General features: G+C 69.8%; 22 protein-coding genes. 12 read left to right on the top strand and 10 right to left on the bottom strand.

The features are described from left to right. Positions 1–4: 4 nt before the first annotated feature. The 3 genes from D7I44_RS07035 to D7I44_RS07045 form a co-directional block, all read right to left on the bottom strand. The gene (locus tag D7I44_RS07035; RefSeq protein ID WP_120788841.1) at positions 5–631 is read right to left on the bottom strand and encodes a DUF2076 family protein; all 627 of its coding nucleotides are present in this window, start codon (positions 629–631) and stop codon (positions 5–7) included. A gap of 84 nt (positions 632–715) precedes the next feature. Further along, a complete protein-coding gene (locus D7I44_RS07040) occupies positions 716–2,914 on the bottom strand; it encodes an ATP-dependent Clp protease ATP-binding subunit (RefSeq protein ID WP_120788842.1) in 2,199 nt (732 codons plus the stop codon). 162 nt (positions 2,915–3,076) lie between these two features. Beyond that, a complete protein-coding gene (locus D7I44_RS07045; RefSeq protein ID WP_120788843.1) occupies positions 3,077–3,676 on the bottom strand; it encodes a TetR/AcrR family transcriptional regulator in 600 nt (199 codons plus the stop codon). Between the two features lie 182 nt (positions 3,677–3,858). On the opposite strand from D7I44_RS07045, the gene D7I44_RS07050 reads away from it, so the two are divergent. After that, a complete protein-coding gene (locus tag D7I44_RS07050) occupies positions 3,859–5,349 on the top strand; it encodes an MFS transporter (RefSeq protein ID WP_220093843.1) in 1,491 nt (496 codons plus the stop codon). Here the strand turns inward: D7I44_RS07050 and D7I44_RS07055 are convergent. Together D7I44_RS07055 and D7I44_RS07060 are read right to left on the bottom strand one after the other, a co-directional pair. Continuing rightward, entirely contained in the window at positions 5,330–5,704 is a 375-nt protein-coding gene (locus D7I44_RS07055; protein WP_120788845.1) for a VOC family protein, read from the bottom strand. The genes D7I44_RS07050 and D7I44_RS07055 overlap by 20 nt on opposite strands. Before the next feature lie 58 nt (positions 5,705–5,762). Next, on the bottom strand, positions 5,763–6,455 hold the full coding sequence (locus D7I44_RS07060; protein WP_120788846.1) for a helix-turn-helix transcriptional regulator: 693 nt from the start codon (positions 6,453–6,455) through the stop codon (positions 5,763–5,765). A gap of 120 nt (positions 6,456–6,575) precedes the next feature. Here D7I44_RS07060 and D7I44_RS18095 point away from each other — a divergent pair, with 120 nt between their 5' ends. The 7 genes from D7I44_RS18095 to D7I44_RS07090 all read left to right on the top strand — a co-directional run bounded on the left by D7I44_RS18095 (position 6,576) and on the right by D7I44_RS07090 (position 9,841). Next, a complete protein-coding gene (locus D7I44_RS18095) occupies positions 6,576–6,833 on the top strand; it encodes a hypothetical protein (RefSeq protein ID WP_162940106.1) in 258 nt (85 codons plus the stop codon). Between the two features lie 15 nt (positions 6,834–6,848). Beyond that, on the top strand, positions 6,849–7,055 hold the full coding sequence (locus D7I44_RS07065) for a type II toxin-antitoxin system VapB family antitoxin (protein WP_120788847.1): 207 nt from the start codon (positions 6,849–6,851) through the stop codon (positions 7,053–7,055). Then, positions 7,052–7,492 carry a PIN domain-containing protein gene (locus D7I44_RS07070; protein WP_162940107.1) on the top strand — a complete coding sequence of 147 codons (441 nt, stop codon included), beginning with the start codon at positions 7,052–7,054 and terminating at the stop codon, positions 7,490–7,492. Before D7I44_RS07065 ends, D7I44_RS07070 begins: the two co-directional genes overlap by 4 nt. 44 nt (positions 7,493–7,536) lie before the next feature. Then, positions 7,537–7,911, top strand: coding sequence for a Cd(II)/Pb(II)-sensing metalloregulatory transcriptional regulator CmtR (gene cmtR / locus D7I44_RS07075; RefSeq protein WP_120788849.1), 375 nt, complete (start codon positions 7,537–7,539; stop codon positions 7,909–7,911). Further along, on the top strand, positions 7,908–8,576 hold the full coding sequence (locus D7I44_RS07080) for a cation efflux transmembrane domain-containing protein (protein WP_120790837.1): 669 nt from the start codon (positions 7,908–7,910) through the stop codon (positions 8,574–8,576). The genes cmtR and D7I44_RS07080 overlap by 4 nt, the downstream gene beginning before the upstream one ends. Before the next feature lie 175 nt (positions 8,577–8,751). Continuing rightward, positions 8,752–9,594, top strand: coding sequence for an aminoglycoside phosphotransferase family protein (locus D7I44_RS07085; RefSeq protein WP_120788850.1), 843 nt, complete (start codon positions 8,752–8,754; stop codon positions 9,592–9,594). Positions 9,595–9,643: 49 nt separating this feature from the next. Then, complete coding sequence (locus tag D7I44_RS07090; protein ID WP_120788851.1) at positions 9,644–9,841, top strand: HigA family addiction module antitoxin; 198 nt, start codon at positions 9,644–9,646, stop codon at positions 9,839–9,841. Between the two features lie 51 nt (positions 9,842–9,892). Here the strand turns inward: D7I44_RS07090 and D7I44_RS07095 are convergent, their stop codons facing one another. Both D7I44_RS07095 and D7I44_RS07100 read right to left on the bottom strand, forming a co-directional pair. Further along, entirely contained in the window at positions 9,893–10,660 is a 768-nt protein-coding gene (locus tag D7I44_RS07095) for a hypothetical protein (protein WP_120788852.1), read from the bottom strand. Between the two features lie 123 nt (positions 10,661–10,783). Next, positions 10,784–11,578: a class I SAM-dependent methyltransferase gene (locus D7I44_RS07100; RefSeq protein WP_120788853.1), complete on the bottom strand. Its 795-nt coding sequence runs from the start codon at positions 11,576–11,578 to the stop codon at positions 10,784–10,786. Between the two features lie 126 nt (positions 11,579–11,704). Here D7I44_RS07100 and D7I44_RS07105 point away from each other — a divergent pair, with 126 nt between their 5' ends. After that, positions 11,705–12,478, top strand: coding sequence for a helix-turn-helix transcriptional regulator (locus D7I44_RS07105; RefSeq protein WP_162940108.1), 774 nt, complete (start codon positions 11,705–11,707; stop codon positions 12,476–12,478). Between the two features lie 9 nt (positions 12,479–12,487). On the opposite strand, the gene D7I44_RS07110 is transcribed toward D7I44_RS07105, so the two are convergent. Next, positions 12,488–13,738: an MFS transporter gene (locus D7I44_RS07110; RefSeq protein ID WP_220093844.1), complete on the bottom strand. Its 1,251-nt coding sequence runs from the start codon at positions 13,736–13,738 to the stop codon at positions 12,488–12,490. Beyond that, a complete protein-coding gene (locus tag D7I44_RS18100; RefSeq protein ID WP_162940109.1) occupies positions 13,735–14,388 on the bottom strand; it encodes a GntR family transcriptional regulator in 654 nt (217 codons plus the stop codon). Before D7I44_RS18100 ends, D7I44_RS07110 begins: the two co-directional genes overlap by 4 nt. A gap of 86 nt (positions 14,389–14,474) precedes the next feature. Between D7I44_RS18100 and D7I44_RS07125 the strand changes: the two genes are divergently transcribed. From D7I44_RS07125 to D7I44_RS07135, 3 genes are read left to right on the top strand one after another with little or no spacing between them, the layout of a single operon-like run. Further along, complete coding sequence (locus tag D7I44_RS07125) at positions 14,475–15,698, top strand: MFS transporter (protein WP_120788855.1); 1,224 nt, start codon at positions 14,475–14,477, stop codon at positions 15,696–15,698. A 21-nt stretch (positions 15,699–15,719) separates the two neighbouring features. Next, positions 15,720–15,923: a type II toxin-antitoxin system VapB family antitoxin gene (locus D7I44_RS07130; RefSeq protein WP_245980100.1), complete on the top strand. Its 204-nt coding sequence runs from the start codon at positions 15,720–15,722 to the stop codon at positions 15,921–15,923. After that, positions 15,920–16,288, top strand: coding sequence for a type II toxin-antitoxin system VapC family toxin (locus D7I44_RS07135; protein WP_120788856.1), 369 nt, complete (start codon positions 15,920–15,922; stop codon positions 16,286–16,288). Before D7I44_RS07130 ends, D7I44_RS07135 begins: the two co-directional genes overlap by 4 nt. A 16-nt stretch (positions 16,289–16,304) precedes the next feature. Here the strand turns inward: D7I44_RS07135 and D7I44_RS07140 are convergent, their stop codons facing one another. Further along, complete coding sequence (locus tag D7I44_RS07140) at positions 16,305–16,997, bottom strand: SDR family oxidoreductase (protein ID WP_120788857.1); 693 nt, start codon at positions 16,995–16,997, stop codon at positions 16,305–16,307. Between the last annotated feature and the right edge of the window lie 59 nt (positions 16,998–17,056).

Below are 17,056 nucleotides of genomic sequence, written 5' to 3' on the forward strand. Positions count from 1 at the left end.
CCCACTACACGCCCCAGTCGCCGCCGCCGTCGAAGCCGCCCCCGTCGAAGCCGCCGCCGTTGTCCCATCCGGCCTGGTCGAAGCCCTGACCGGCATCCGACTGGCCCTGGTCTTGACCCTGACCCTGGTCGAAGCCGCTGTCGTAACCCTGGTCGTAGCCCTGCTCGAACGCCTGGTCCTGCCCGCCGCCGAAGCCGTCGCCGCCGAAGAGGTTCGAGATGCCCTCGAACAGGAAGAGGCCACCGGCGATGCCGACCGCGCTCGACGCGGCCTGCGCAAGGAAGCTCGAGCTGCCACGCTGGGCGTAGTAGGGCTGCTGGTACTGCTGATTCTGCGGCGGCGCGTACTGCTGCTGACCGAACCCGCCCCCGAACAGGCCGGAGAACAGCCCGCCGCCGCGGTTCTGCTGCTGCGCACGCTGCCGCGCCTGCAGCTGCTGGATCTGAGTCTGGGCCTGACGCAGCCCCTCCTGTTGAAGAAGAACAGCCTGCGTAAGCAGGTAGACCGCGTCGGGTTGGGACGCGACGCGGTGGGCGATCACCTGGGCCGCCTCGGGGTCCTTGGTGACGGGCTGAGCCTTGCTGAGTTCCGTGGCGAGATCGTCGATCAAGCGACGGTCGTTGTTGTCCATGGTTATTTCTCCCACGACGACGAATGCCGCCGACCCCGGTTCAGGGAGTCGGCGGCATCCGCTCAGCAGGCGTAAAGGAAACGGCTAGCTCGCGTGGGCCTGCTCGTCGAGGTCGAGCGGCGGCAGGCTCTCGCCCGCCGTGACCGTGAGGCCCTCGCCGTCGGGCGCGACGTCGACCCGCACGACGTCGCCGTCGCGGATCTGGCCCTTCAGCAGCGCAGTCGCGAGCTTGTCGTCGATCTCGTGCTGCATCAGGCGGCGCAGCGGGCGCGCGCCGTACGTCGGGTCGTAGCCGCGCTCGGCGAGCCACGCCCTGGCGTCGGGTGTGACGCCGAGGTCGAGGCGGCGCTCCTGCAGGCGCTTCTGCAGCCGGTCGACGTAGAGCGAGACGATCTCGCCGAGCTGCTCGGCCGACAGCGCGTCGAAGATGACAATGTCGTCGAGGCGGTTGATGAACTCGGGCTTGAACGCCTGGCGCACCATCGCCTGAACGGCCTCGCGCTTCTCGGCGTCGCTCAGCGCGGCATCCGTCAAGAACTGAGACCCCAGGTTCGAGGTGAGGATCAGGATCGTGTTGCGGAAGTCGACCGTGCGCCCCTGGCCGTCGGTCAGGCGCCCGTCGTCGAGCACCTGCAGCAGCACGTCGAACACCTCGGGGTGCGCCTTCTCGACCTCGTCGAGCAGGATCACCGAGTAGGGCCGGCGACGCACCGCCTCGGTCAGCTGGCCGCCCTGCTCGTAGCCGACGTATCCCGGGGGAGCGCCGACGAGCCGCGACACCGAGAACTTCTCGCCGTACTCGCTCATGTCGATGCGCACGATCGACTTCTCGTCGTCGAACAGGAACTCGGCGAGCGCCTTCGCGAGCTCGGTCTTGCCGACGCCCGTGGGGCCGAGGAACAGGAACGAGCCGGTCGGACGGTTCGGGTCGCCGATGCCGGAGCGCGAACGGCGCACCGCGTCGGCCACCGCGGTCACGGCGGCCTGCTGGCCGATCAAGCGGCGGTGCAGCTCGCTCTCGAGGTTGATCAGCTTCTCGGTCTCACCCTGGGTGAGGCGGTCGACCGGAATCCCGGTCCACTGCGCGACGACGGCCGCGATGTCCTCATCGGTCACCTGCTCGTTCACCATGCGGGGGCCGGATGCCGCACCCTCACTGTTCTCGGCAGCGCCAAGCGCCTTCTCAATGCCCGGAATCGTCTCGTAGTTGAGCTTCGACGCCTTCTGGTAGTCGCCCTCGCGCATCGCGCGGTCGAGGTCGATGCGGGCCTCGTTCAGCTGCGTCTTGAGGTCACCGACGGAGTGCAGCGAGGCCTTCTCTGCGTCCCACCTGGCCTGCAGCTGGTCGAGCTGGCCCTGCTTCTCTGCCATGTCCTCGCGCAGCTTCGCGAGACGCTCACGAGACGCGTCGTCCTTCTCCTTCTTGAGGGCGAGCTCTTCGATGCGCAGCCGGTCGACGGCGCGCTTCAACTCGTCGATCTCGACGGGAGACGAGTCGATCTCCATCTTGAGCCTGCTGGCCGCCTCGTCGATCAGGTCGATCGCCTTGTCGGGCAGCTGGCGGCTTGTGATGTACCGGTTCGACAGCACCGCGGCCGCGACCAATGCCGAGTCGGCGATGGCGACCTTGTGGTGCGCCTCGTAGCGCTCCTTCAGGCCGCGCAGGATCGCGACGGTGTCCTCGACGGTCGGCTCACCGACGTACACCTGCTGGAAGCGACGCTCGAGCGCGGCATCCTTCTCGATGTACTCGCGGTACTCGTTCAAAGTGGTCGCGCCGATCAGGCGCAGCTCGCCGCGCGCGAGCATCGGCTTCAGCATGTTGGCCGCGGCCACCGAACCCTCGCCGCCGCCGGCGCCCATGAGCGTGTGCAGCTCATCGATGAAGGTGATGATCTTGCCGTCGGACTCGTTGATCTCCTTGAGCACGGCCTTGAGCCGCTCCTCGAACTGGCCGCGGTACATCGCGCCGGCCACGAGGGCGGAGATGTCGAGCGACACCAGTTCCTTGCCCTTCAGCGAGTCGGCGACGTCACCCGCGACGATGCGCTGCGCGAGCCCTTCGACGACGGCGGTCTTGCCGACGCCCGGCTCGCCGATGAGCACGGGGTTGTTCTTGGTGCGCCGGGTCAGCACCTGGCTGACGCGCCGGATCTCGGAGTCACGCCCGATCACCGGGTCGAGCTTGCCCTGACGCGCGATCTCGGTCAGGTTGATGCCGAACTGCTCGAGGGCGCTCTTCCCCTCGTCGGTCGTCGGCGGCACGCCCTGCATGTTGGCCATGTTGTGCGGTTCGTCCTTCTGGTCTGGGATTTGTGGCGGCGGATGCCAGACGGCACTCGCCTCTCAAAGTTGAGTCTACTTGGCTCAACTTCACCTGACCAGCGGTTATTCCGCCCGAGGCGTACTGCGCTGCGACCGGAGATCACCGACCGAAGCACAGACTCAGCCGCCGGGAAGCGGCTCGGTGAGGTAGCGCTGGATGGTGGGGGCGTACCAGGCGACGAGTGTGTCGTGGTCGGCGTCCGCGAGTGCGCCCGCGCGAACGATGGAACGAGTGGTGGTGAGGCCGACCAGGGTCGACGCGATCAGCGCGGCCCTGACCTCCGACTGCGGCTGGCCGAGGGCGTTCAGGAGCTGGATGAGCTCGCCTTCGCCGATACCCTCGCGAAGGGCTTTCGCCGCCTCCTCGTGGGTGCCGGCGGCGCGGATCAGGCCGACGAGCGCATCGCCGTCGTCGTAGACCGTCAGCGCCTGGCGGAGCAGCCGCTCGCCGATTCGCGCCGGGTCGCCGTCGAGCACGTGCGTGAGTTCGTAGGTGCGGGCGTCGTGGAGCGACTCGAGCAGGAGCTGGTCTTTCGAGGTGAAGTAGTGGTAAACCAGCGCGACGTCGACGCCCGCGCCGGCCGCGATCTTGCGGATGGTAGTGCCCTCGAAGCCGTTCTCGCTGAACTCCCGACGCGCGGACGCGAGGATCGCGTCACGATTGGGCGGCGATCCGACAGGTCGCCCGGTGCGCCGCCGCTGGGCACCCTTCGTGGTCATGCGCCGACGCTAACACAGTGAGGTCAGCGCTTGTTGACATCCTGCTCCACGCGGCTAAGATCAACATGCGATGACATCAACGGTCGTTGACATCTGAGGGAGCGGTCATGAGCGTTGGCGAGACAGATTCTTCGGCCGGGCCTGCAACCCCGGATGCGCGACGGTGGTGGGCTCTGGGTGCGGTGACCCTGTCGGTCCTGACGATCGGCCTGGACACCACGGTGCTGAGCGTCGCGTTGCCCACCCTGGCCGGCGCGCTGCACGCCTCGGAGTCGGAGCTGCAGTGGTTCACCTCCGGCTACGCCCTGGCCCTGACCGCCGCGATGCTTCCCGCTGGCCTGCTGGGCGACCGGTTCGGTCGCAAGCGAGTCCTCGTGATCGCCCTCGCGCTGTTCGTCGCCGGCTCCGCGGCCTGCGCCTTCGCGCCGGGGCCCGGGCTGTTCCTCGCCGCCCGCCTCGCGCTGGGGCTCGCCGGAGCGGGAATCACCGTGATGGCGGTCTCCGCTCTCACCGTGCTGTTCTCCGAGCAGGAGCGGCCGAGGGCGATCGCGGTGTGGGCGGGCGCGAACTTCCTCGCCCTGCCGCTTGGTCCGATCCTCGGCGGGTGGTTGCTCAGCCACTTCTGGTGGGGGTGGGTGTTCCTCATCAACGTTCCGGTCGCGCTGATCGGCCTCGTTGCGACGGTGATCCTGATCCCCGAATCCCGCGCACCCGAGCGGCCCGGGCTGGACGCGACCGGCATCGTCGCGTCCAGCGCGGGGCTGGTCGCCGTCACCTACGGGGTCATCGACGCGGGCCAGCACGGCTGGGGCACCCCTGCCGCACTGGGGTGGATTGCCGCCGGCATCCTGACCCTCATCGCGTTCTTCCTGTGGGAGTCCCGCCTCGCCAGCAGACCGGAGGCGAGCCCGCTGCTCGACCCTGCCCTGTTTCGATCGGCATCGTTCACCTGGGGCGCCACGCTCGCCGCCGTTACCCTGCTCAGCATGAGCGGGATCCTGTTCACGATGCCGCAGTACTTCCAAGCGGTGCTCGGCGAGACTGCGATGAGCTCGGGCTTGCGCCTGCTGCCCCTGATCGGCGGCATGGTCGTCGGCCTCGTCCCCTCAGGCCGGCTCGCAGCCGCAATCGGCGCCAAACTCACCGTCACCGCCGGCTTCGCGCTCATCGCCGCCGGCATGCTGCTCGGCACGACCACCACTCGGGCCTCGAGCGTCCTGCTCGTGTCCGCGTGGATGGCATTGGTCGGCGTGGGAACCGGGCTCGCGATCTCCACCGCGGCCTCGGCCGCCCTCTCCGACCTGCCCACGGACCGCAGCGGCGTCGGCTCAGCGGCCATGCAGGCCATCCAGAAGCTCGGGGCGCCGTTCGGCGCGGCGATCGTCGGCAGTGTTCTACTCACCGGCTACCAAGCGCGCCTGAACGAGGTCGCTCTCCCCGCTGCCGCCGCCGGAGCAGCCCGCCAAAGCGTCTTCGCCGGCCTCACCGCGGCGCAGCGGCTCGGCTCGCCGGCCCTCGAGACGGCCATCCAGAACGCGTTCCTCCACGGACTCACCGCGTCGCTCCTCGCCTCTGCGGGGATCTCCGTCTTCGGCGCGATCGCCACCCTGATCTTCCTGCCAGGCCGACGTGAGCCGGCGCGTCGCGCGGAGTTCAGCTCACGGGTCGGCTGAACAGGTTCACGAGATTCCCGTCGAGGTCGCGGAAGAGTGTCGAGCGGTTGCCCCACGGCATCGTCGTCGGCTCGAGCACGATGTCGGTGAGCCCCGGTGCGAGGCGGGCGAACTCCGCGTCGACATCGTTGACGATGAATTCGACGATGACGCTCGAGTTCGAGGCAGGCGCCGGCACGTTCGCGCCCAGCATCGCGACGGTGGCCGTGCTGCCGATGGCGAGCGCGACCGCCCCGGTGCGGAACTCGGCGAACACGGGCGCGGGTCGGCTGGCCGGAACGCCGAGCACCTCTTCATAGAAGGCGGCGAGGCGGTCGACGTCGGCGGTGATGATGCGGATCGATGCGAAGCTCATGCGCTCAAGCATCCGCACACCTCGCGACAGCGTGCTGTCGGGGTTTCCGGAACCCGCGCTATTCAGACCTGACGGGGCGCAGCTCGCCATAGGGAATCGCAAGATCATCGGCGCGGATGCTTCGCGCCGGCGGCCGCTCGCCCGTGGCCGCCGCCTCGAGCACACGATCGCCGCGGAACGCCCGCACGCCGTCGCGCAGTCGGCACCAGGCGACGAGGTACCAGTCCTGCCCCTTGCCGATGTAGCCGAGCGGCTCGACCTCACGGGTGGTGACCCGGCCCTGAGCGTCGCGGTAGCGCAGCTCGATGACGCTGTTCACGCGCAGCGCTTCGGCGAGCGCGGCGGGCGGCTGCTCCCGATCGTCCTCGAGCAGGTGGACGCGGCTCGCGAGCAGGGCGGTGCGGCGGGCATCCTCATCGCTCATCACCGCCGTGATCTTCTGTGCAGCACTTGCGGCCGCACTGCGAAACGGGCTGCGGGCGAGGGTCCCGAGCCCGATCGCGATGGCGAGCGCCTCGTCGAGTGTGAGCCCGAGCGGCGGCAGGGTGTGGGTCGCGTCGATCGTGTAGCCGCCGGTGCGCCCGGCATCCGCCCAAATCGGGACGCCGGCGGCCTGCAGGCTGCTGATGTCGCGCTCGATGGTGCGCGCGCTCACCTCGAAGCGCTCGGCCAGCCGCTTCGTGCTGCGCCGCCCGGGCGCCGCGGCCCTGAGCTCTTCGACGAGCGCGTAGAGACGGTCGGTGCGGTTCACGCGGGGGCGCCGCCGCCCGGCCTGGGCGCAACTGGCGTGTGGGGCATCTGCGTGTCCTCCTCGAGTCGATCAGCGTAGCCGACGGGTGACGCGGGCCGAGGCATCCGTCAGACTGCGATCGTGACGGTAACCACCGAGGTCAGCTGGCAGCTCGAGGGCATCACTCTGTTCGGCACACTGCTCGTGCCCGACGGTGACGGGCCGTGCCCCGGTGTGGTGCTCGTGGCCGGCGCGGTCGAGGCGCTGGCGGCGGAGGCAGGCGAGCCGATGGATACCCCGACCGAACTGCCCGACCCACCCAGACACCGTTGCCCTCATCGTCGACTGGCTGCGCCGAACGGTCGCGGCAAGCTAGATATACTGATTGCACATTGTTAGATATACGGAGGCCTGATGAGCAAGACCCTTGTGGACCTTGACGACGCACTGCTGGAGCGAGCGGTGAAACTCTCCGGAATCCCGACCAAGAAGGGCGTCATCACCACCGCGCTTGAGCAGCTCGTGCGCCGCCTCGAACTCGACGACTACGAGCGCTTCGTCACCTCGGGCGCGGTCGATGATCTATCGGATGCCGAGGTGATCCGTTCGGCGCAACGGTGAGCATCCTGTTCTTGGCCGACAACTCGGTCATTCAACGGCTACGCAAGCCGACGATCCGGGCGGCATGGGCGGCCCTTCGTGAACGCGGAGACATCGCCACCTGCTTGCCGACGCTGCTCGAGGCCGGGTTCTCGGCACGTTCGGCGACCGACCATTCGGCGCTGACGCGCCTTGAGCGCGGTGCCAAGATCGTCCTGCCGCCCGCGCCGGAGATGGTCGACATCGCACTCGAGATTCAGGCCGCGCTGTTCGCGGCCGGCATCGGCCGCGCAGTCGGCGTCAGCGACCTGCAGATCGCCGCGACCGCGATCCACCACTCCAGCCCCGACACACCGGTCGTCGTCGTCCACTACGACGCCGACTTCGACTTTGTTGCACGGGTTGATTCACGCTTCCGCGCCGAGTGGATCGTCCCGCGCGGCACCGCCGACGGCTGAGAGGCACTCTCCGTATGCTTCAGCCATGACTGTATAGTCAGCGTGTGCTGACCATTGCTTCCCGCATCGACGTGATGAACCGGCTCGGGCGTGCGATGGCCGACCCCACCCGCTCGCGCATCCTGCTCTCGCTGCTCGACGGGCCCGGCTACCCGGCACAGCTTGCGCGCGAACTCGAACTCACGCGCACGAACGTCTCGAACCATCTCGCCTGCCTGCGCGGCTGCGGCATCGTGGTCACCGAGTCCGAAGGGCGCCGGACGCGATACGAGATCGCGGACCCGCACCTGACGCGCGCGATCGGGACTCTGCTCGAGACGGTGCTCGCGGTCGATGACGGTGCGCCCTGCCTCGACGAGGACTGCGATGTTCCGCTGTGCTGCGGGCCGGGCGCCGCGGCCGCAGCGGTCGCGCCATGAGCACCGCCCAGCTGGCCCCGGCGCGTCGAGACGTGCTGCGCCGACGCATCCGCCTGATCGTGGCCGTCACCATCGGCTGGAACGTGATCGAGGCGGTGGTGGCGATCGCGAGCGGTGCCGCCGCTTCCTCGGCCGCTCTCGTCGGCTTCGGTCTCGACTCGATCGTCGAGGTGCTCTCGGCGGCCGCGGTCGCGTGGCAGTTCGCGGCGCCCGACCCCGAGGCGCGCGAGAAGGCTGCGCTACGGGTGATCGCGATCTCCTTCTTCGGGCTCGCGACCTACGTGACCGTCGACGCTGTGCTCGCCTTCGCCGGGGTGCAAAGGGCCGAGCACTCGACCGTCGGCATCGTGCTGGCCGCGCTCAGCCTCATCGTCATGCCGGTGCTCAGCTTTCTCGAGCGCCGCGCCGGCCGCGAGCTCGGCTCTGCCTCTGCGGTCGCCGACTCGAAGCAGACGCTGATCTGCAGCTACCTCTCGGGCGCCGTGCTGCTCGGCCTGCTGCTGAACACGCTCTTCGGGTGGACGTGGGCCGACCCGATCGCCGCCCTCGTGATCGTCTACTTCGCGGTGCGCGAGGGACTCGAGGCCTGGCGCGGGGAAGCCTGCGCGGTGCCCGTCTCGGTGCTCACCGGCGAGCAGGAGTTCGGGCACGAGCATCATGGCTGAGCGTTGATCCGCGCCCTCGAATCCATGAATGCGATGTGACTCGCGCTCCACCATGAGCCCATGACGGATGCCGCAGAGCACGGGTGCCGTCACTGAGTTGACATCCCGGCTAGCGGCCGAGCCGCTGTTCGCGTCCATGAATCCCGCGGAATAACTCGCGCCCTAGCGTGGGCGCATGGACACGCTCGAGCTCCCCGCCGGCCGCATCGTCGAGCTCGGCGAGCGCACCCGCGGCGGGTCCAAGAACGAGACTCGCTACGCCCTGATCGGCGCTTTGCCGGTGGTCGTCAAGCTGCAGCGCTCGCACGGTCGGCTCGCCGACGAGGCACGCGCGCTCGAGTTTCTCGCAGATGCCGAGGTGCGCGTGCCGCGCGTCATCGCCTCGGGAACGACGCCTGACGGCCTGCCGTTCCTCGTCATCTCGCGCGAAGAGGGCGCCGACACGCGCACGCCCGGCGGGTGGGCCCGGTTCGGCCGCGATCTTGCGCGGCTCGCCGACATCTCGATAGACGGATGCCCGTTCCCGGTCGTGCCCGCGGCACAGTTCACCGCAGACCATCGCGCGCGTCTCGACCTGGTTCGCCCGCTACTCGCGACGGCACTCGCGAGCGAGATCGACGCGGCGATCGCGCTCATCTCCGCCACGGATCGCCTGCTCGTCACCCACGGCGACCCGGGAACGGGCAACTATCTCGACAGCGGGCGAGACGACGTGCCCGGCGTTCTGCTCGATTGGGAGACAGCATCCGTCTCACCCTTCGGCCTTGATCTCGGTCGCTCGGCCTTCATCGCTCTGCTCGACCTGCGCGGCACAGGGATTCCCGACCTGCTCGCCGCGGCTGTCATCCGCGGATATCTGGAACGCTCAACGCTCGCAGACGAGCTGAGCGAGCCTGTGCTGCGCGCGTGGATCACGATCGCCGGCCTGCAGTTCATCCACGGCCGACACACGCAGCCGCTCATGCCAGAGCGCACGGCCGAGGCCGCCGCGCGGGTGCTCGCCGACTTCGTCGCCTAGGTTCCCCGCGGCCTCAACGCAGCGACCGTATATTTTCGTCCCACGCCAGATGATCAGTCTTACGTCACGCGTCTCGCGGATCGTCCACGGTCGGCAGGCGATTACCGCGGACATCGCCTTGCGTCTCGGCGCCTTCTTCGGCACCACTCCGCAATTCTGGCTTCGCCTGCAGGAGGGTTACGACCTCGCCTTGGCTCGCGCGAATGCGCGCGAAGAGCTCGGTGCGATCCAGCCGTTGAGCGCCTGAGCGGGAGATGTTTCTGACAAGCCGTCCTCAGGTGCGCGCACCCGCCGACGCTCACTTCCCTTCGAACACGATGACTTCGCGATGCGCTTTGTCGTAGACGAACTGCAGCGAACGACCGCCGTAGACGGATCGAAGCTTGGCGGGCGTGTCGCTCGACACTTCGAACTGCACCATTGCGGGGAATGATCCGGCGGCGTTGCCGCCCCACATGCGGCCGGAGAACTCTGTCGAGTCGGGGTCGGTGATGTCGTCATCGCGGTAGATCTCCATGAAGACGTCGTCCGCCGCACCGCCCTCGGCCGGCAGGTCGACCACCACCGCTCGGAGCCCATGGAAGTCGACGAACCCCTTGGCCTTGACGCCGTCGCCGCCGATGGCGCGAGGCACCTGATACCCGCGGTCCACACTCAGCCTGGCGACCTGCCGCGCACCGGTCTGCAACGGGTCGCTCTGCGTCCGATGGGCGATGAGCGCCCCCGCGCCGATCAGCACCAGCGCCACGATGGCGGCGGCAGCGATGAGCGCTCCTCGGCGTCGCGGCAACGGGCGCAGAGCGCCTGATTCGATGGGGGCGGATGCCTGTGCCGGAGCCTCCTCGTCGGCATCGGCCGACACACTCGGGGTCACCGGCACGCTTGGAGCCACCGGCGCGCCTGGACCCGGGGCATCGGCAGCCGGCCTGGCGCCAACCTGGCCGCCAACCTTCCCCTCGAGCTCGCGCAGCCGGATCAGGGCGACGGGGTCGAGGTGGATGTCGGCATCCGGCCCGTACGCGCGCGACTGCAGTTCGCGCAGCTCGCTCTCGTCGGGTCGCACCATGGCAGTGATCGTCTCACGGCGTGCCGCTCACGCTCGGCACGCCACGAAGTCACGCGACCGGCCTCGTCGACAGGATCGCCGAGCGGAGCGCTCGCTTCGCCGCCGAGCTGAACCGCCCGGCAGTCAATCGACGCGGCAGATGAGTTCTCCGTGGAGGATCGAGATCCATCCGTCGGCGTCAGCGGCCCACTCCTGCCAGCCGGCGCTGATCCGCTCGAGCTCGGCGGTCGTCGCGAGCCCGCTGCCCGCGAGCTGGCGGGCGATCGCCGAGTTCACGATGCGCTCCGCCCACATTCCGCCCCACCACTCGCGCTCGGCCGGCGTGGCGTAGCACCACGTGCTCGAGGTGGCGGTGACCTCGGTGAGGCCGGCGGCGTGCGCCCACGAGAGCAGGCGGCGCCCGGCATCCGGCTCACCGCCGTTCGCCTGCGCAGCAGTGCGATACAGGTCGAGCCAGGTGTCGAGCGCGGGCACCTGCGGCCACCAGCAGAAGCCGCTGTAGTCGCTGTCGCGCACCGCGACGATGCCGCCCGGCTTCGTGACCCGCGCCAGTTCGCGCAGCGCCTGCACCGGGTCTGCGACGTGCTGCAGCACCTGGTGCGCATGCGTGATGTCGAAGCTGTCGTCGTCGAACGGCAGCGCGTGCACGTCGGCGACCTGGAACGCGATGTTCTGGCTGCCGCGCTCGGCGGCGGTCGCACGGGTGAGCGCCAACTCGTCGGGACCGATCTCGGTCGCGGTGACGTCGGCGACGAGTTCGGCGAGATCGGCCGTGATCGTGCCGGGACCGGCGCCGACGTCGAGCAGGCGGTCGCTCGGCTTCAAGTGCGGAAGCAGGTAGGCGGCCGAGTTCTGCGCGGTGCGCGAGCGGTGCGAGCGCAGGACCGATTCGTGATGACCGTGGGTGTATGCCGTCATGGCGCGTCCTTCCGAGAGTGGGGCTCTGCAACCAGACTGCGGGGCCGGGCAGCGAGGCGGAAGACCGTAATCTTCATAGGAGTCGCGCACCCACCGGAGCGCAGACCGGCTCGAGGGAGGCCGCACGTGTCGAATGAGCTCGGCGACTTCCTGCGCGCACGGCGGGCGGATGCCGCACTGGAACCGCCCGCTCGCGACGGGGTCGGCCGACGTCGGAACCCCGGACTCCGCCGCGAAGAGGTGGCCGCCGCCGCGGGCATCAGCGTCGACTACTACACCCGGCTCGAGCAGGGCCGCGAGCGGCATCCGAGCGACGCCGTCGTCGACGCGCTCGCCCGCGTGCTGCGCCTGACCCCGGATGCGCGAGCGCACCTCGCCCGTCTGCGCGGCGTGAGCGCGGCAGCCGCCCGCGGCGAGCGCGACGACGGCAGCGCGGTGGCCGAGCGGATGTCTGCGCTGGTCGACGCCGTCCGACCGAACCCCGCCTACGTGCTCGACCGGCTGAGCAACATGGTCGCGGCCAACACCGAGGGGCTCGCGCTCTACGCCGGCTTCGGCGAGCTGCCGCCCGAGCAGCGCAACACGTGCCGCTACCTCATGACCGACCCGCGCGCGCCGCGGATCTTCGTCGAGTGGGAGGAGCTCGCGCGCGGCGCCGTCGCCCAGCTGCGCGCGGCCAACGCGGGCAGGCTCGACGACCCCGCACTGCGGGCGCTGATCGAAGAGTTGCGTGGCGAGAGCCCGCTCTTCGCCGAATGGTGGGGCGGGCACCTCGTCGAGCGGCGTCGCGCCTCGATCAAGCATCTGCGCACCGCGGCCGGCGAGGTCGCTCGACGCTATGAGGTCCTCCACCTGCCCGAGGAGGAGCTGCGGATGACGATCTGGCTGCCCGGCGCGTAGCTCGCGCGCCTACTGCGGCAGGTGCTTCCGCGACGCCGCGAGCAGCGCGACCCAGCTCACCACGCCGATCGCCACGATCACGGCCAGGATCGCGAGGACCGGCGCGGCGCCCGCGATCGCCGCGATGAGGGCCGGGGTCAGGAATCCGGCGTACGCGATGGCGTAGAACACGCCGGTGAGGCCTGCCAGGTCCTTCGGCCCGGCGATCGCCTGCACCTCGAGCAGGCCGGAGACGAGCGCGATGCCGATGCCCGCGCCGAGCAGCAGATTGGCGACGAGCCCGATCCAGATCGACTGCTGCCAGATCGCAAGGCCGACCACCGCGATTCCGGCGATCATGATGAGCACCGCCGTCGACAGCCCGCGCGCAGAGTCGGTGGAGTGCAGACGGCGCGCGATCGGCTGCATCAGGCTCGACGTGCCGAGCGCGACGGCGGTCGCCGCGGTGGCGAAGACCAGACCCCACGTGCCGGTCACGCCGCGGAGCGCAGTGGGCAGGTAGCCGTAGCCGATGCCGGCTGCGGCGAAGATCCACGGCGCGGCGACCGCGACCACGCGCAGGAAGCGGCGATGGCCCGCGCTCGGGATGCGCAGCTGGCGCCACCACGGGCCGGGCAGCCCGCCGCCGCGCTGCGTCTCCGGCAGGCGCGCGACGACGAGCGCGAACGGCGCGGTCACGGCGATGTGCAGCAGGAACGGCAGGACTTCGGGGATCGGGCCCCACTCGGCGAGCAGCCCGGCGACGACCGCGCCACCGCCCGAGCCGAGGGTGAAGGCGAGCGCGGCCCGCCGGGCGCCCGCACCGCGATCGGCGTGCTCGAACGGCGGGCCGGAAAGCTCCTTGATCCACGCATTTCCGACGGCCATCGCGACGCCGACGGTGACGCCGGAGAGCAGACGGCCGGCCGCGAGGAATCCCGCACCCAACGGGCCGAGCGCGAGCAGCCCGCTGCCCGCGACTGCGGCGGCGATGCCGACGAGCATCACGGGCCGGCGCCCGTGCCGGTCGGAGAGTGCGCCCGAGACTAGCAGCGCCGGCGCCAGGCCGAGCACGTACACGCCGAGGAACGCGTTGACTGTGAGCGCCGAATAGTGGTCGCGGTTCTCGTACATCAACAGCAGCGGGCTGAACTGGTTGCCGCCCCATGAGCACACCAGCACGGCGCCCCACAGGCCCAGCCATGCCCGGCGGTGGCCGGTGCGCGGCAGGGCGAGCTCGTGCGAGCCTGTCGCGAACTGCTCCGCGACCCCCGCGCTCACAGCGCGCCCTTGTGCAGCGACACGTGCTCGAGCAGCACCGCTCGGTAGGCCGCAGCGTCGCCCGCGCCGACCGCTGCGGCGAGCTGGCGGTGCTGCGCGAGCCCCGCCGTGATCTGGGCGGGGGCGACGCGGTACAGCTGGTGCCGCAGTCGCTGCTGGCGGTCGTGCAGGATTCCCGAGAACTGCAAGGCGACCGGATTCCGGGACGCGACGACCACCGCGTGGTGGAAGTCGTCGTCGGCGATGACGAAGCGGTCGAGCTCGTCGGCATCCAGCGCCGCGCTCTGCACCGCGAGCAGTCGCTCGAGCTCCGTGTTCAACTCGCCGTGTCGGCCTTCGGCGATGACGCGCGCGGCCGCAGACGACTCGACCGCCTCGCGCATCTCGAGCACGTCGAGGGATTCCTGCGGAGACATCGGGCGCACGACGGCGCCCTTGCGCGATGCGAGCGTGAGGAACCCCTCGACGTCGAGCCGCAGGAAGGCCTCGTGCACGGGAGTGCGGCTGACACCGAGCGCCTCGCAGACCAGGTTCTCGCTGATCATCGCGCTGGGGGCGAGCTCGCCGCGGATGATCGCGTCCTTCGTGTAGTCGTAGGCGCGCTCCGCAGCGCTCCCGATGTCGAGGTGGGAGGTGGTGAGCGCGCTCATGAGCCGATGATACGCCTTGCATGCAACGATGCATGAGTAAGAGTGGTGACTGACGAAGCGTCGGTGGTGCACGGCACCATGTGGGTATGACCTCGGTCCGACCCAGCCGCATCGGCGCACGGGAGTCGCTGCGCGCGCTCGGCCCCGTCGCGGCCGCGGTGATGCTGCTCGGAATCGCGGACTCGATGGCGAACTCATACATCGTGCTCTACGCGTCGAATACGGCCGGGCTGAACGCCGTGCAGACGGGTGTCTTCGTCTCCGCGGCGCCCGCGGGCAGCATCATCGCGAGCTTCCTCGCCGGGCGGCGGTTCGACCACCGGCCGAGCAGGGTCTACGCCGTGGTCGCAGCGCTCGCGGGCGCGGCCGGCTACGCGGCACTGTTGCTGACCTCGTCGTTCCCGCTGATGCTCGCCATCGGCGTCGTTCTCACCGGCGCCGTCGGGGCCGCGTTCCCACTGCTGTTCGCCCAGGCGCGACTGAAGCTCGCGGGCAGCCCGCTCGAACCGCGCGCCGCGCCGCTGCTGCGCTCGGGCTGGTCGCTGTCGTGGGCGATCGGCCCGCTGTTCGCCGCCCTGGTCGTGTCGCATGGTGGCCTGCGGCCGGTGCTCGCGATCAGCGCGGGGGTGCTCGTGATCACGGCGGTCGCGGCGGCCGCCGCCCCCGCGACGCCGGCTCGCCAGGCCGACGTCGATGGCCCAGCACAAGCAGCCGCGGCATCCCCACCCAGTGGGGTCGCCCTCGTCTTGCTGACGGCGAGCGTCGCCCTCTTCTTCGCTGCGATGTTCGCCGGATCGGTAGCGCTTCCACTGTTCGTCACCAGGACGATGGGGCGGCCTGAGAGCGACATCGGCCTGCTGTACAGCGCGTGCGCGGCGGTCGAGGTCGTCGCAGCGATCGGGCTCACGCTGATGCCGGCTCGCATCAGTCAGAAGTGGTTCATCGTCGCGTCGATGGTCGTGTTCGCCGGGTACTTCGCCCTGACCATCACGGGCCGATTCGAGCTGGTCGCCGTCGGTCAGCTCGCGCGCGGCATCGGCATCGCCGTCGTGGGCGCGGCAGGAATGCGCTACTTCCAGGACGTGAGCGGCGGTGCCGTCGGACGGGCGACGACCCTGTTCGCCAACGCGACCACGGCGGGCGGCCTGGTCGCGGGCGTACTGGCCGGTCTCTCGAACCACTTCCTCGGCTACGTCGGCACGCTCGCACTCTGCGGCGTCGCGGCGCTCGTCGCCGCGACACTGTTCGCGGCCGCGCGCGTTCAGTCGCCCGACACAGACGCTGTGGAAGGTCAGCACACCCGAGCATAGAAGAGCGCATCATTCAGTGTCATGATTGATGACATGCGCACGACGGTCACCCTCGACGATGCACTCATCGCGCGGGCAATGGAAATGACCGGAATCACTGAGCGCTCCGCCCTTGTACGGCACGCGTTGGAGCGTCTGGTTCAACACGAGGCCGGGCGACGGCTCGCGGCACTGGGGGGTTCCGATCCGCATGCGACGGCCGCGCCCAGGCGCCGCGGCGAGTGATCCTCGTCGACACGTCGGTGTGGGTCGACCACCTGCACCGCGCCGACGCCCGGTTGATCGAGCTGCTCGATTCCGACGATGTGGCGACGCACCCGATGGTGGTCGCCGAACTCGCCCTCGGCTCGCTCGCGAACCGGCGCGGCATTCTGGAAGGACTTGCCGCGCTGCCGTTCGCGTTCCGCGCCGTGGATGACGAACTGCTCGAGCTCATCGACGCGCGCACGCTCTGGTCGAAAGGCCTCAGTGCCGTGGACGCCCACCTGCTGGCATCCGCCCTCATCACCCCGGGCACCCAACTCTGGACTCGCGACAAACGGCTCGCGTCTGCCGCGGCTCAGCTCGGCGTCGCGTGGTCGCCGAGCTGAGCCCAACCGGTCGGGCTCAGTGCCCGCGCAGCTCCGCGACGGGGCCGGCGAGCTTCGACTTCGCCCACACGCTCGTGTCGTCCACGAGCACCTCGTCGTCGCCCGCCTTGAGCGCGCCGATGACCCGCTGGGCGACGAACTCGGGCGAGATCTTCGGCACGTCGAGCTCGGCGATCAGGTCGGTGTCGGCGTAGCCGAGGTGCACACCGAGCACCTGCACGCCCTTCGGCGCGAGTTCGGCGCGCAGCGAGTTTGTGAACGACCAGAACGCGGCCTTCGAGGCGCCGTAGGCGCCGAAGCCGGCGAGCCAGCTGAGGGCCGAGTGCACGTCGACGAGCGCACTCTGCTCATGCGCCGTGAGCACCGGGGCGAACGCCTGGGCGACGCAAACGGCGCCCCACACGTTCGTCTCGAAGAGATCCTTCATGACGTCGACCGGGGTGTCGAGCGTTCCCAGAGGCGCGGACGTCCCCGCGTTGTTGAACACGATCGACACGTCGCCGACCGCGTCGACAAGCTTCGCGACCGACTCGGGCGAGGTCACGTCGAGCTCGAGCGGCACGAGGCGCGGGTCGCTCGTCGGCTGCGGGTTGCGCGCCGTGACATAGACGCGCTCAGCGCCCTGTTCCAACAACTCGGCGGCGAATGCGGCGCCGAGGCCGCGCTGGCCGCCCGTGACGAGGGCGGTGCGCCCGGAGATCTGAACCATAACGGTCCTTTCGTTTAGATGTCGACTAACATTTATAGCGAAGGCCGGATGCGGCCGAA

The sequence above is a fragment of the Gryllotalpicola protaetiae genome, assembly GCF_003627055.1.
In the GTDB taxonomy this organism is placed as follows: Bacteria; Actinomycetota; Actinomycetes; order Actinomycetales; family Microbacteriaceae; genus Gryllotalpicola; species Gryllotalpicola protaetiae.